The 13,502-nt window shown below is 67.9% G+C and carries 13 protein-coding genes; 7 read left to right on the top strand and 6 right to left on the bottom strand.

Annotated elements, in window-relative coordinates; all coding sequences use genetic code 11:
• Positions 1–9: 9 nt before the first annotated feature.
• Both CSC70_RS04870 and CSC70_RS04865 read right to left on the bottom strand, forming a co-directional pair.
• Entirely contained in the window at positions 10–510 is a 501-nt protein-coding gene (locus tag CSC70_RS04870; protein ID WP_162455536.1) for a methylated-DNA--[protein]-cysteine S-methyltransferase, read from the bottom strand.
• 49 nt (positions 511–559) lie between these two features.
• A complete protein-coding gene (locus CSC70_RS04865; protein ID WP_162455535.1) occupies positions 560–1,807 on the bottom strand; it encodes an alkaline phosphatase family protein in 1,248 nt (415 codons plus the stop codon).
• A gap of 199 nt (positions 1,808–2,006) precedes the next feature.
• Here CSC70_RS04865 and CSC70_RS04860 point away from each other — a divergent pair, with 199 nt between their 5' ends.
• Both CSC70_RS04860 and CSC70_RS04855 read left to right on the top strand, forming a co-directional pair.
• Positions 2,007–3,137, top strand: a complete 1,131-nt coding sequence (locus tag CSC70_RS04860; protein WP_162455534.1) for a COG3904 family protein — start codon at positions 2,007–2,009, stop codon at positions 3,135–3,137.
• A gap of 62 nt (positions 3,138–3,199) precedes the next feature.
• On the top strand, positions 3,200–3,694 hold the full coding sequence (locus CSC70_RS04855) for a DUF4019 domain-containing protein (RefSeq protein ID WP_162455533.1): 495 nt from the start codon (positions 3,200–3,202) through the stop codon (positions 3,692–3,694).
• A 27-nt stretch (positions 3,695–3,721) separates the two neighbouring features.
• On the opposite strand, the gene CSC70_RS04850 is transcribed toward CSC70_RS04855, so the two are convergent.
• The gene (locus CSC70_RS04850; protein WP_162455532.1) at positions 3,722–5,569 is read right to left on the bottom strand and encodes an ABC transporter ATP-binding protein; all 1,848 of its coding nucleotides are present in this window, start codon (positions 5,567–5,569) and stop codon (positions 3,722–3,724) included.
• A gap of 26 nt (positions 5,570–5,595) precedes the next feature.
• Positions 5,596–5,832 carry an RNA-binding S4 domain-containing protein gene (locus CSC70_RS04845; RefSeq protein WP_162455531.1) on the bottom strand — a complete coding sequence of 79 codons (237 nt, stop codon included), beginning with the start codon at positions 5,830–5,832 and terminating at the stop codon, positions 5,596–5,598.
• Between the two features lie 118 nt (positions 5,833–5,950).
• Between CSC70_RS04845 and CSC70_RS04840 the strand changes: the two genes are divergently transcribed.
• Both CSC70_RS04840 and CSC70_RS04835 read left to right on the top strand, forming a co-directional pair.
• The gene (locus tag CSC70_RS04840; protein WP_162455530.1) at positions 5,951–6,826 is read left to right on the top strand and encodes an endonuclease/exonuclease/phosphatase family protein; all 876 of its coding nucleotides are present in this window, start codon (positions 5,951–5,953) and stop codon (positions 6,824–6,826) included.
• Between the two features lie 135 nt (positions 6,827–6,961).
• Positions 6,962–8,803: a DEAD/DEAH box helicase gene (locus CSC70_RS04835; RefSeq protein ID WP_162455529.1), complete on the top strand. Its 1,842-nt coding sequence runs from the start codon at positions 6,962–6,964 to the stop codon at positions 8,801–8,803.
• Positions 8,804–8,810: 7 nt separating this feature from the next.
• Here the strand turns inward: CSC70_RS04835 and CSC70_RS04830 are convergent, their stop codons facing one another.
• Complete coding sequence (locus CSC70_RS04830) at positions 8,811–9,758, bottom strand: DMT family transporter (protein WP_162455830.1); 948 nt, start codon at positions 9,756–9,758, stop codon at positions 8,811–8,813.
• A gap of 95 nt (positions 9,759–9,853) precedes the next feature.
• On the opposite strand from CSC70_RS04830, the gene rraA reads away from it, so the two are divergent.
• The 3 genes from rraA (at position 9,854) to CSC70_RS04815 (ending at position 13,164) form a co-directional block, all read left to right on the top strand.
• On the top strand, positions 9,854–10,330 hold the full coding sequence (rraA, locus tag CSC70_RS04825; protein WP_162455528.1) for a ribonuclease E activity regulator RraA: 477 nt from the start codon (positions 9,854–9,856) through the stop codon (positions 10,328–10,330).
• 26 nt (positions 10,331–10,356) lie between these two features.
• Positions 10,357–11,931: a serine hydrolase gene (locus CSC70_RS04820; protein WP_246189326.1), complete on the top strand. Its 1,575-nt coding sequence runs from the start codon at positions 10,357–10,359 to the stop codon at positions 11,929–11,931.
• Positions 11,932–12,048: 117 nt separating this feature from the next.
• On the top strand, positions 12,049–13,164 hold the full coding sequence (locus tag CSC70_RS04815; RefSeq protein WP_162455527.1) for an NADH:flavin oxidoreductase: 1,116 nt from the start codon (positions 12,049–12,051) through the stop codon (positions 13,162–13,164).
• A gap of 38 nt (positions 13,165–13,202) precedes the next feature.
• Here CSC70_RS04815 and CSC70_RS04810 read toward each other — a convergent pair whose 3' ends face one another.
• Positions 13,203–13,496: a hypothetical protein gene (locus tag CSC70_RS04810; RefSeq protein WP_162455526.1), complete on the bottom strand. Its 294-nt coding sequence runs from the start codon at positions 13,494–13,496 to the stop codon at positions 13,203–13,205.
• Positions 13,497–13,502: the final 6 nt, after the last annotated feature.

The following is a 13,502-nucleotide window of genomic DNA, read 5'->3' as shown; positions in this document are numbered from 1 at the left end:
TCGTCGTCCTCAGGCGAACAGATCCGGTTCGCCCGGCAATGCGCCTTCCAGTTGCAGCAGGAAGCGCTTGGTCGGCAGGCCGCCGCCGAACCCGGTCAGCGAACCGTCGGCGCCGATCACGCGATGGCAGGGCAGCACGATCGGCAGCGGATTGCGGCCGTTGGCGGCGCCGACCGCGCGCACCGCCGAGGGCTGGCCGATACGTGCGGCCAGTTGCGCGTAACTGAGGGTCTGGCCGTAGGGAATCGTCGCCAGCGCGGCCCAGACCTGGCGCTGGAAGCCGGTACCGGACGGCGACAGCGGCAGCTCGAACTGCCGTCGCTGACCGGCGAAATACTCGTCGAGCTGGCGTCGTGTGGCGAGCAGTACCGGGTTTTCGCCGGCGTGCCAGTCCTCACCGCGCACGACCGGATGGCGGTTGCTGGGGAACTCGATCGCACACAGGCCGGCCTCGCCAGCCGCCAGCAGCAGTCGGCCGACCGGACTGTCGATGTGCAGGTAGCGGATCATGCAGGGCGCGGCGTGGCCGGTGCGCTCGAGCTATTCGCCCCGCGCATGCTCAAGGTGCTTTCAGTGCCGGCAGCAGTGGAGTCAGATCGCCGTCGTTGGCCGCGGGGGCAATGCCGAGCAGGTGCGCGAGCAGGGGATAGACATCGACGTTGTCGAAAGGCGGCAGATGCACGCCGTCGCGGAATGCCGGTCCGCTGGCGATGAAGGTCGCGCGCATCGACGGCAACTCGGGATCGAAACCGTGCGAGCCGCGATCGCGGTTCGGGCGTTGTTGCGCGTACTTGCGCGGCAGCGCATCCCAGCCTTCGTCCATCTGGCAGACGAACGACGGTACGCGTGGGTGGGTACCGTAGTGCCAGCGGGCAGGCAGGTCCTGCTTCCGCCAGCACTGGTAGTGATCGTGGCGTCCCAGCAGGTGTTGCGCGGCGGCGGTCTCGCGACCGGGCTTGGCGACAAAGCCGACGACCTGTCCGCCATTGATCGGCTCCACATCCTCGGCCGGCGCCATGTCTTCGATCGCCACGACATGCCCCGGGGCCACCCTGGTCATGCCGTGATCCGATACCACGATCAGGTTGAGATGGCCGGCGAGTCCACGCTGTTGCAGACCGTCCAGCAGGCTTCCCAGTGCCCGGTCGATTTGCTGGCGCGCTTCCAGGGCACGTTCGGAATCGGGGCCGAAATCGTGGGATTCGTGATCGACCTGGTCGAAATAGAGGGTCAACAACGTCGGGCGTAGGTCCGCGGGCAAATCCAGCCAGGTCAGCAGACGCTCGACACGGGCCTGCGGCGACATGGTCTTGTCGAACGGAAGCCAGTAGCTGGGTCGATGGCCGTGGATTTCGGCTTCGCTGCCCGGCCAGAACATGGTCGCCGTGCGCAGGCCCGCCTGTTCGGCGCTGACCCAGATTGGCAGGCCGTCGTTCCACCAGCGGCCATCGCCGACCGCGTTGCGGTCCGAGAGCGCGAATGGTCCCAGGGTGTCGTCGCGCATCGTGTTCTGGATGATGCCGTGATGGTCGGGGCGCAGCCCGGTCACCAGGGTGTAGTGGTTGGGGAACGTCAGTGACGGATAGGACGGCACCATGCCTTGGTCGGCGACGACGCCCTGCCGGGCCAGCCGGGCCAGGGCGGGCATCTGCGCCTCGGTCACATCGGTCGGGCGCAGGCCGTCGACGGAAACCAGCAGCAGCGGAACATGCGCGGACGGCAGCGAAGCGGCGGGGGGGCGACTGGCGCAGCCTGCAAGCAACAACAGGCCGGCCAGCCACAGGGTCTTCGGCAACGACAGACGCATGGGCGATGGGCGGGCATGAGTGGAGGAACCTCGCTAGCTTGACAGAATCGGATGCAATTCTCATGTCCGTGCGTGGTTCAGCGCGAATTCGCCCGGATCGGCCGCCAGCCCCTACACTGATCGAGAGAGCGCGGACCCCGCCGCGACCGGTGATGCGATGCGAGTTGTTCGAACGTGCTGGCTTCTGGCTGGCGCCCTGATGGCGACGGGTCTGGCAGGCTGCGGCGGCAAGCCCACTGCCGGGCCGGCGAGCACGGAGATGCAGACGGTCGAACTGACCAGTCCGGAAGAGGGTGGTGCGGTCAGCACGGCGCCGGTCGAGCCGGCTGTCGCTGTGCCGGCGGCGGTCGCGGCCGATCCTGCCCACCACGAGGTCGACTGGTCGCCGCGGGCGCTGGAATCCGGAGAAGCCTCGCTGGGGTGCGAACTGGACTATGCCAGCCAAGGCGATGGTGCGCCGCTGGTCGATCTGGACCATGACAGCATCGTCGCCCTGCTGGCGCCGTGCATCGAGCGTGGCGTCATGCGCCTACGCTACGTTGGCAAGGTGCAGCCCGACTTCACCGCGCTGGTCGAGCGGGTGACCACGGTGGCCGACGAACTGGGTATCGACAAGCGCGTGCTGGACATCAATTCCAGCGGCGGCATGGTCGAGGATGCGATCCGCGCCGGCGATTTCATCGCCGAGTCGCGCTGGACCGTGTGGGTGCGCGAAGACGCAGTCTGCCACAGCGCCTGTGTATTCGTGCTGGCGGCCGGCGATGTACGCATGATCGGCGGCAAGGTGGGCATCCACCGCATCATCCGCATGAGTTCGACCGCGTCCACGCGGCGCGAACTGAATCGCGAACTGCGGGTGGTGTACGACCACGTGCGCGACTATTTGGAGCGCAACGGCGCCGCGGTGGCGGTGGCCGACCTGATGATGGCGGTTCCCAATCGCAGTCTGAGGTTGCTGACGACGGCCGAACTGAAGCAGTACGGCCTGGACGGGATCAACCCGGCGCAGGACGACCTCGACCGCCTGCGGCTGATGCGCAAGTGCGGCCAGGACTTCGTTTCCCGGCGCGACGCCTTCGTGCGCGCCTTCGATGCCCGTTGCCGGGTCGAGTCCGCCGGGGTCGAGGAACTGAATGCCTGCGGCCTGTCGCTGCGCGGCGAATTCGGTTTTCCCGACGAAATCTGCCCGGACGACAGTCCGCTGTCCGAGTTCGATCACATGGCCGATGCGCCGGTGCAGGAAGAGAATGAGAGTCCGCCCGCGCACGGACAGGCGGGGCAGCCGGATACTGAATCGTCGCCGGACGCGAGTGCCGGATCGGGCCGTTGACGTTGCTTGCCAGTATGGCTGGCGTAAACTCGGTGTTCGGACACCGAATCAAGGACTTCGATATGAAAACCGGCTCCAGCCTCCTGCTTTTCGTCGCCCTCGGCCTGACGGCCGGCGGCGCCATTGCGCAACAGGCGAAGCCCCAGCCCGCAGCAGCGGCGCAGCAGCAGCTCTCGCCCGAGCAGCAGGCGCAGCTGGCCCGCTTCGAGCAGCAGATGGCGCAGGCGGGCGATCAGGTGATCGGCATGGTCGACGAGGGCAAGACCGGCGAGCTCTGGCAGGGCGCGTCCGAGGCGGCCAAGAAGATCGTCGACGGCAATGCCTTCGTTTCGCAGGTGGCGGCCGACCGCAAGCGCCTCGGCAATGTCGCCTCCCGCGAGCGCGTCGGCGTGACCTATGCGGCCTACAAGGCCGGCGGCGAGGTGCCGGAGGGCAACTATGTCAGCGTGGTGTACGCGACCAAGTTCACCGGTACGCAGCAGCCGATCCGCGAGCTGGTCTCGTTCCGCCTGGACGAAGACAAGGTCTGGCGCGTTTCCGGCTACAGCCTGCGCTGAGCCTTCGTCAGCCGATGCGGCGCCGGCTCAGGGCACCGCAGCCTCGGTCGGCGGGTCGATGAAGCCGCCCGACTGGCGCTGCCACAGCTGGGTGTAGAGGCCGCCGGCCGCGACCAGTTGCGCATGGCTGCCCTGTTCGACGATGCGGCCGCGATCCATCACCACCAGCCGGTCCATCGCCGCGATCGTCGACAGCCGGTGGGCGATGGCGATCACGGTCTTGCCCTGCATCAGCCGGTAAAGGTTTTCCTGGATCACTGCTTCCACCTCGGAGTCCAGCGCCGAGGTGGCTTCGTCCAGCACCAGGATCGGGGCATTCTTCAGCAGCACGCGGGCGATGGCGATGCGCTGGCGCTGTCCGCCGGACAGCTTCACGCCACGTTCGCCGACCTGGGCGTCGAAGCCGCGCCGGCCCTTGGCGTCGACCAGTTCGTCGATGAAATCCAGCGCGTCGGCCCGGCTCGCGGCTTCGCGCATGTCCTCGTCGCTGGCGTCGGGGCGGCCGTACAGGATGTTCTCGCGCACCGATCGGTGTAGCAGCGAGGTGTCCTGGGTGACCACGCCGATCTGCGCGCGCAGCGAATCCTGCTGCACGCTGGCGATGTCGATGCCATCGATCAGGATTCGGCCGCGTTCGCAATCGTGGAAGCGCAGCAGCAGGTTGACCAGGGTCGACTTGCCGGCGCCGGAGCGGCCGACCACGCCGATCTTCTCGCCCGGGCGGACGTGCAGGTCGAGGTCCTCGATCACGCCGCCCTGCTTGCCGTAGTGGAAACTGACGCCTTCGAAGCGGATATCGCCGGCCGGTTGCGGCATGGCCGCGGCGCCCGCGGCATCGTCGACGGTTGGCGGCAGCGAGATCGAGTGGATGCCGTCGTGCACGGTGCCGATGTTCTCGAACAGCGCCGACAGTTCCCACATGATCCACTGCGACATGCCGAGGATGCGCAGCACCAGGGCGATGGCGACCGCGATCGCACCGGCGCTGGCCGCACCCTGCTGCCACAGCCACAGGCCGGCGGCGACCACGCAGAACAGCAGCAGCATGTTCAGCGCGTACAGCAGGCTGGTGACCCGCGTGGCCAGCCGCATCTGCGGGTACACGGTGTCGATGAAGCCTTGCATCGCCTCGCGCGCGTAAGCCTGTTCGCGCTGCGAGTGCGAGAACAGCTTGACCGTGGCGATGTTGGTGTAGCTGTCGACGATGCGTCCGGTCATGGTCGAGCGCGCATCGGCCTGCAGCGCCGAGATCCGGCTCATGCGCGGGATGAAATGGCGCATCAGCAGGGCGTAGCCGGCGATCCAGGCGGCGAACGGCAGCATCAGCCGCCAGTCGGTGGCGCCGGCCACGACCAGGGTGCCGACGAAGAACACCAGCACGTAGTTGCCGATGTCGAGCAGCTTGATCACCGTTTCGCGCACCGCCAGCGAGGTCTGCATCAGCTTGGTGGCGATGCGTCCGGCGAACTCGTCCTGGAAGTACCCCATCGACTGCCGCAGCAGGTAGCGGTGCACGTTCCAGCGGATCCGCATCGGGAAATTGCCGAGCAGGGTCTGGTGCTGGACCAGTGCGTTCAGCAGCACCAGCAGCGGCAATGCCAGCAGTACCAGTGCGCCCATCCACAACAGGTGGCGGCCTTCGCCGGCGAAGAACCCGTCCGGGGTGGAAGCGCCGAGCCGGTCGACCAGCGAACCGACATAGGCATACAGCACCAGTTCGGCGATCGCGATGCCGGCGGTGGTCGCGGCCATCAGCAGCAGCCACGGCTCGGCGCCACGCGTGTAATGGCGACAGAAGGCATACAGCCCGGTCGGCGGCTGCGTTGGCAGCGCGGGCGGAAAAGGCGGCAGGCGGCTTTCGAACCAGCGGAACATGCGGGCTTTCGGGTAGAACGGGAACCTTATTGTCCCGCATCGGCCTCCCGGCCGCGCACAAGGATGCGAACGCCTTCCAGTTCGATCACTTGGCCGGCGCGGATCTTGGCGGTCTTGCGCAGCTCCTGCTCGCCATCGACCCGGACCGCGCCGCTGGCCACCATCGCCTTGCCCTGGCCGCCGCTGTCGCACAGCCCGCTCAGCTTGAGCAGCTGGTTCAGTTCGATGAAGTCGCGTTCCAGTTCGAAATCGATGATTCGCATGGCCGCAGTCTAGCGATTGGACATCGAGGGTGTTCGAACGGGCATGATCACTGCCGCTAGAATCATGCGTGGCGGCGGGGTGCGACACGACCGCTGCCAATGCCGAGGAGGGCGCGCGATGACGGTATTCCCGAGGTTGATCCTGTTGTCCTGCGGCCTGCTGGCCGGCCTGTGGCTTGCGTCCGCAGCGGCGGCGGCCGGCGATGCGCGGCCTGGGTTGCGGGTGATGAGCTTCAACGTGCGGGTACCGGTGGAGGCCGACGGTCCCAACCGCTGGGAAGCGCGCCGCGAGCTGATGGTGCAGGTCATCGGCGATGCCGCGCCGGATGTCGTCGGTACCCAGGAACTGGTCGCAGCGCAAGGCCGCTATCTGGTCGCGCACCTGCCCGGGTACGCGTGGTTCGGCAGCGGACGCCGTGGCGACGGCAAGCCCGACGACGAACGCATGGGCGTGTTCTACCGGACCTACACCCTGGGCCTGATCGAATCCGGCAACTTCTGGCTGTCCGAAACTCCCGAGGTGCCCGGCAGCATCAGCTGGGGCAATCCCTATCCGCGTATGGTCACCTGGGGCTTGTTCGAACGCTGGGCCGATGGCCGCCGCTTCTACCTGTTCAACACCCACTTTCCCTACCGGCAGGAAGACGGCGAGGCGCGACGCCGTTGCGCGGAACTGCTGGCGCAGCGCATCGCCGAACTGGCGGGCGATGCGCCGGTGGTCCTGACCGGCGACTTCAACGACGAGCCGGGCAGTCCGGCGTATGCGCGCCTGCAACAGGACCTCGACGACGCTTTCGTCAGTGCGGCATTGCGGGAAGGGCCAGCGGCGACCTTCCACGGTTTCAGCGGACGGGCCGAGCGCCGGATCGACTGGGCCTGGTCGCGTGGCCTGAAGGCCGAGCGCTTGCGCACCGTCGACGACCATGCCGGGGAACGCTACCCGTCCGACCACTTCCCGATGCTGGTCGATTATTCGGACGCGGAGCCGCGCTGACGCGTCTCCTCGCCGCGGGAACATCCCGGCGGCACGGGGTCCGGAACGCCGCCGTCGCGGCAAACCGGCGCGAAAAGGCGCACAATACGCGGTCTTTCCGCCCGCCGGCGCCCGGCCGGGCGCTCCGGAGCCTTCATGTCAGATGCCATTCCCGCGCCGCCGCGTTTCGCGGATCTCGGCCTAGCCGCGCCCGTGCAGCAGGCGGTGACCGAACTCGGTTACGAGTCGCCGTCGCCGATCCAGATGGCGACCATTCCCGCCCTGCTGGCCGGCCGCGACGTGCTGGGGCAGGCGCAGACCGGTACCGGCAAGACCGCCGCCTTCGCGCTGCCGGTGCTGTCCGGGCTGGACCTGTCGCGGACGTTGCCGCAGGCGCTGGTGCTGGCGCCGACCCGCGAGCTGGCGATCCAGGTGGCCGAGGCCTTCCAGCGCTATGCCGCGCGGTTGCCGGGTTTCCATGTGGTGCCGATCTACGGCGGGCAGAGCTACGGACCGCAGCTGCATTCGCTGCGCCGCGGCGCGCACGTGGTGGTCGGCACGCCGGGACGGGTGATCGACCATCTGAACCGGGGTTCGCTCGATCTGTCCGGGCTGACCACGCTGGTGCTGGACGAAGCCGACGAAATGCTGCGGATGGGCTTCATCGACGACGTCGAGACGGTGCTGAAGAAGGTGCCCGAATCGCGCCAGGTGGCGCTGTTCTCGGCGACCATGCCCAAGCAGATCCATCGCATCGCCCAGACCTACCTGCGCGACCCGGTGGAAGTGACCATCGCGGCCAAGACCACCACCGCGACCAATATCCGCCAGCGTTACTGGTTCGGCAGCGGCATGCACAAGCTGGAGGCACTGACCCGGATCCTGGAGGCCGAACCGTTCGACGCGATGATCGTGTTCGCCCGCACCAAGGCCGCCACCGAAGAACTGGCCGGCAAGTTGCAGGCGCGCGGGCTGGCGGCGGCGGCGATCAACGGTGACATGCAGCAGGCGCAGCGCGAGAAGACCATCGGCCAGCTGAAGGACGGCAAGCTGGACGTGCTGGTGGCCACCGACGTGGCCGCGCGCGGGCTGGACGTGGAGCGGATCAGCCATGTGCTGAACTACGACATTCCCTACGATACCGAGAGCTACGTGCACCGGATCGGGCGCACCGGGCGCGCCGGCCGCAGCGGCGAGGCGATCCTGTTCGTCACCCCGCGCGAGAAGGGCATGCTGCGCGCGATCGAGCGCGCCACCCGCCAGCCGATCGAGGAAATGTCGCTGCCCAGCGCGGAAGCGGTCAACGACCGCCGGGTGGCGCGTTTCCTCGGCCGCATCAGCGAGGCGCTGGCCGACGGCGACACCGCCGAGTTCCGCCCGCTGATCGAGACCTACGAGCGCGAACATGATGTGCCGGCGGTGGAAATTGCCGCGGCGCTGGCACGGCTGCTGCAGGGCGATGCGCCGCTGCTGCTGCCGCCGGACAGTCCGCGCGCCAGCCGCAAGCCGGAGGTTCGCGAGACTCGCGAGGGCGAAAGGCCGGCGCCACGCGCCCGCGCGGAAGCGCGCCCGCCGCGCCCGCGCGAGGATCGCGACCAAGCGCCGACGCGGGCGCCCCGATTCGACAAACCGGACAAGCCGCCGCGCGGGGCGCCGGAGATCGGTATGGAAAGCTTCCGCATCGAGGTTGGCCACGCGCACGGGGTCAAGCCGTCCAACATCGTCGGCGCGATCGCCAACGAGGCCGGGCTGGAGAGCCGCTACATCGGCCGCATCGACATCCACGACGATCACAGTGTGCTCGACCTGCCCGAAGGCATGCCGAAGGAAACCCTGCTGCACCTGAAGAAGGTCTGGGTGGCCGGGCAGCAGTTGCGCATCCGCCGGCTGGGCGAAGACGACGGCCATGCGCCGCCGCGGCGCGGCAAGCCCCGTTTCGCGGCCAAGCCGGTGGCGAAGAAGCCGCACCGCAAGGGCGGCAAGCGTTCGCAGGACTGAGCCGGCGTCAGTCGACGATCTGCCTGGCCTCGGCGGTGCCGAGGATTTCGGCATGCTCCACCGGTCGGCGTGGTTGCAGCAGCGGCTGCAGGAACACCGCGGCCAGGATGATCGCCACACCCAGGTAGAACAGCCCGCCCAGTTCGCGCTGCTCGCCCAGCAGCAGCATCGCCAGCACGATGGCGTAGACCGGTTCCAGGTTGGTCACCAACTGCACCGCGTAGGCGCTGAGGTGGCGCAACGCGACCAGCGCCAGCGCGAACGGCAGCAGCGTGCATAGCAGCGACAGCGCCAGCAGCCACAGGCCGTCGCGCCAGCCGGGCAGCGCCCACAGGTCGCCGGCGAAGGCCGGGAACAGCCACGGCATCGCCGGCGCCAGCGCGGTCAGCAGCAGGGTGCCGGCGCCCAGTTCGACGGCGGTGACCACCAGCGGGTCGCCGTGTTCGACCAGACGCTTGTTCAGTGATCCGAAGATAGCCACCAGCAGTGCCGACAAGGCGCCGACCACGATCCCGCTGCGCATGCCGTCCGGCACGCCGCCGACCACCAGCGCCACTCCGGGCAGCACCGCCAGGCCGAAGGCCAACTCGCGCGGCGAGAACGGCCGTCGCGCCAGCCACGGTTCGACCACCGCGGTGAATGCCGGCGCCAGCGCGATGCAGGTGGCGGCCACCGAGGCATTGGCCAGCTTGATGGCGCCGTAGAAAGTCAGCCAGTGCAGCGCCACCAGCAGGCCGATCCCGGCGTAGGCCAGGCGCAGGCGCGAAGGCATCGCCAGCAGCCCGCGCCAGACGCGCGGCAGCAGGGCCAGCGCCGCGACCACGATCAACATGCGCCACCACACCAGCGGCAGCGCCGGCAGCAGGATCAGCTTGCCGAGGATGGCGGTGAAGCCCCACAACAGCACACACAGATGGATCTGCAACTGGGCGCGGGCGGTGGCGGTCATCGGCATCCGCGCATTGTCGCCTATACCATCGATCATTGGCGCAGCCCCGCTGCTCGCGCGCCAGCGGTAACATCGGAACTCCCGTCCGCAGGATTTCCGCCATGACCTGGACCACGCCTGATCTTTGCGATGCCCATCCCGAGGTGCAGGTGGCCGAGCCGCTGTTCCTGGACTTCGGCGGCAACCACCGCTTCCACGGCCGCATCGCGACCATCCGCTGCTTCGAGGACAACTCGCGGGTCCGCGAGCAGGTCGGCAGTGACGGCCACGGACGGGTACTGGTGGTCGATGGCGCAGGCTCGGTGCGACGTTCGTTGCTGGGCGACATGCTGGCCGAGGCGGCGGTGAAGAACGGCTGGAGCGGCTTGCTTATCCACGGTGGCGTGCGCGACGTCGAAGCGCTGCAGCAGCTGCCGCTCGGGGTCAAGGCGCTGGCGGCCACGCCGATGAAGACCGAAAAGCGTGGCCTGGGCGAGGTGGAGGTGCAGGTCGGTTTCGCCGGTGTGGTGTTCACGCCGGGGGATTGGCTGTATGCCGATGCCAACGGGGTAATCGTGGCGAAGCAGGCGTTGCTGTAGTTTTCCGGATCGGACAGGAGTACGACATGGGCAAGTGGTGTGCGGGATGGATGCTGGCGCTGTCGGCCACGTGGGCGACAGCGGGTGAACTGCCGTCGCGATTGCAGGATCTCGACGCGCAGGTCGAGCGCGTGCGCGAGACTTTCGACGTGCCGGGCATTGCGGTGGCTATCGTCAAGGACGGTGAAGTCGTGCTCGAGCGCGGCTATGGCGTGCGCGAGATCGGCAAGCCGGCCGCAGTCACCGCGACCACGCCGTTCGCCATCGCCTCCAACACCAAGGCCTTTACCGCGGCGGCGCTGTCGATCCTGGCTGATCAGGGCAAGCTGAAACTCGACGACCGGGTGATCGACCATCTTCCGGGTTTCCGCATGTCCGACGACTACGTCACCGGGCAGATGCGCATCCGCGACCTGCTCTCGCACCGCTCCGGCCTCAGCCTGGGCGCCGGCGACCTGCTGTTCTGGCCACCCAGCGACTACAGCGTGGACGAGGTCGTGCAACGCTTGTCGAAGGTGCCGCTGAAGAAAGGATTCCGCGACGGCTACGCCTACGACAACATCCTGTATGCGGTAGCGCAGAAGGTGATCGAAGAGGTCTCCGGACAGAGCTACGTCGATTTCGTGCAACACGAGATCCTGGACCCGGTCGGTATGCGTGGCACCCGTTTCAACGACCGGGTCACGGCCGCCGATCGCCCGGCCATCGGCCACGCCAAGGCCGATTTCAAGACCCTGCAGCCGGTGGCGCGGATGAGCTGGTCGAACAATCGCGCCGCCGGCGACCTGTACGCCAGCGTGCACGACCTGGGCAAATGGATGAACGTGCAACTGGCCGGCGGCAAGCTGCCCGACGGCACGCCGTTGTTCAGCCAGGCGCGGCAGCGCGAGATGTGGTCGGTGATCACCCCGATCGGCGTCGGCAAACCGCCTGTGCCGGAACTGGCCGCGGCCACGCCGAACTTCCAGGGCTATGGCGAGGGCTGGCGGCTCAGCGACTATCGCGGCCGCAAGCTGGTCTGGCACACCGGCGGCTGGCCGGGCATGGTCTCGCGTCTGACCCTGATTCCGGAACTGAACCTCGGCGTGGTCGTGCTGACCAACCAGGAAAGCGGCGCGGCCTTCAATGCGGTCACCTACACCGTGCTGGATGCCTTGCTGGATGCGCCGGCCACCGACTGGGTGGATGCCTACGCGAAATCGGTGGCCAAGGCCGGCGGCGATGCCGACGAAGGCTGGCAGCAGCATCTGGCCGCGCGGGCAGAAGGTTCCACGCCATCGCTGCCGCCTTCCGGCTATGCCGCCAACTATCGCGATCCGTGGTACGGCGAGGTGCGCGTGTTCGAACAGGATGGCCGCCTGCGCATGCAGTTCGCGCACACGCCGCTGTTGCTGGGCACATTGGAGCACTGGCAGCACGATACCTTCATCGTGCGCTGGGACGAGCGCACGCTCAATGCCGATGCCTTCGCCAGCTTCAGCCTGGACCCGGACGGCAAGGTGCGCGAGCTGCGCATGCAGCCGGCATCGTCGCTGACCGACTTCAGCTTCGACTTCCAGGACCTGGTGCTGACCCCGGTGGAGGACGACGAAGACGACTGAGTCGCCACCAGGGCGGCCTGATCGAACACAGTGTCCTGAGATCTGCAGCGGAAACGGGTTCTGCATGCGGCGCCCGTGTCGCAGAATTCGCCGACCTTCTCACACGACACTGACGCAATGCCTGCCAACGAGATCCTGTTCCGCCCGTTCCAGCACAAGACCCTGCAGCTGGCCAACCGCATCGTGATGGCGCCGATGACGCGGCTGTTCGCTCCCGAGGGCATTCCCGGCAGCGCCAATGCCGACTACTACCGTCGTCGCGCCGAGGGCGGGGTGGGGCTGATCCTGTCCGAGGGCACCGTGATTGACCGTCCGGCCTCGCGCAACGAGCCGGGGATTCCGTTCTTCCATGGCGACGCTGCGCTGCAGGGCTGGAAAGGTGTGATCGACGCGGTGCATGCCGCCGGTGGACGGATGGGTCCGCAGATCTGGCATACCGGCGCGACGCGTGGGACCAGTGCATGGACGCCGGAAGCGCCGGTCGAAAGTCCGTCCGGACTGAACGGGCCTGACGATCCGAACGGGGTGGCGATGAGCGAGGAAGACATCGCCGACACCGTCGCCGCGTTCGCGCGCGCCGCCGCCGATGCACGCCGACTGGGCTTCGACGTGGTCGAAGTGCATGGCGCGCACGGCTATCTGATCGACCAGTTCTTCTGGTCCGGCAGCAACCGTCGCACTGATCGTTACGGTGGCGCCAGCCTGCGCGAGCGTTCGCGCTTCGCCGCTGAAGTCATTGCCGCCGTGCGTGCCGCGATCGGGCCGGATTTCCCGCTGCTGCTGCGGGTCAGCCAATGGAAGCAGCAGGACTACAAGGCGCGGCTGGCGACTACGCCGGACGAGATGCGTGACTGGCTATTGCCGCTGGTCGAGGCGGGCGTGGACATCCTGCATTGTTCGGAGCGACGGTTCTGGGAAGCGGAATTCCCGGAGATCGACGGCGAGCAGGGGCTGAACTTCGCCGGCTGGGCGAAGAAGCTGACCGGCGCGCCGACAATCTCGGTGGGATCGGTTGGCCTGTCCGGCAGCGACTTCCTCGGCGCTTTCGGCGGCAAGGGTTCGCAGGCCGCCGGTCTGGACGAACTGGTGAGGCGGATGGAACGCGAAGAGTTCGACCTGATCGCGGTCGGCCGTGCGCTGCTGGCCGATCCGCAATGGGCGCAGAAGGTCCGTAGCGGCGACAGCGTCGGCCTGCGCGATTTCGACCCGGCCTCGATGCGTCAACTGGTTTGAGCGCGACATGCCGCCGACGCCAGCGCGCGTCAGGTGGCTCAGCCGTCGTCGGCTTCGAATTCGATCACCAGATCGCGATTGGCTGCGGTCAGCTCGATCACGTTGCGCACGCGTTCGGCGAGCGCATCGTCGGGGGCGTCGATTTCCAGCAGGTGAGTGCCGGGGCCGATGTCGTCGGTCAGGCCGGCCGAGCTGGAGTCCGGGTCGTCCATATGCGGCATCAGGTCGGCGATTTCCTCGATGTGTTCGATGCCGTCGATGTCGTTGATGCGGTCGGCCAGCAGGCGCAGGTCGTCTTCGGTGCCGGTGACGCGGAAGCGCAACAGGGGCATGGGGGT

It is taken from the genome of Pseudoxanthomonas kalamensis DSM 18571, assembly GCF_010211745.1.
Classification (GTDB): domain Bacteria; phylum Pseudomonadota; class Gammaproteobacteria; order Xanthomonadales; family Xanthomonadaceae; genus Pseudoxanthomonas_A; species Pseudoxanthomonas_A kalamensis.
Note: the sequence above shows the minus strand (reverse complement) of the source record. Positions and strands in the feature narration are given on the sequence as shown.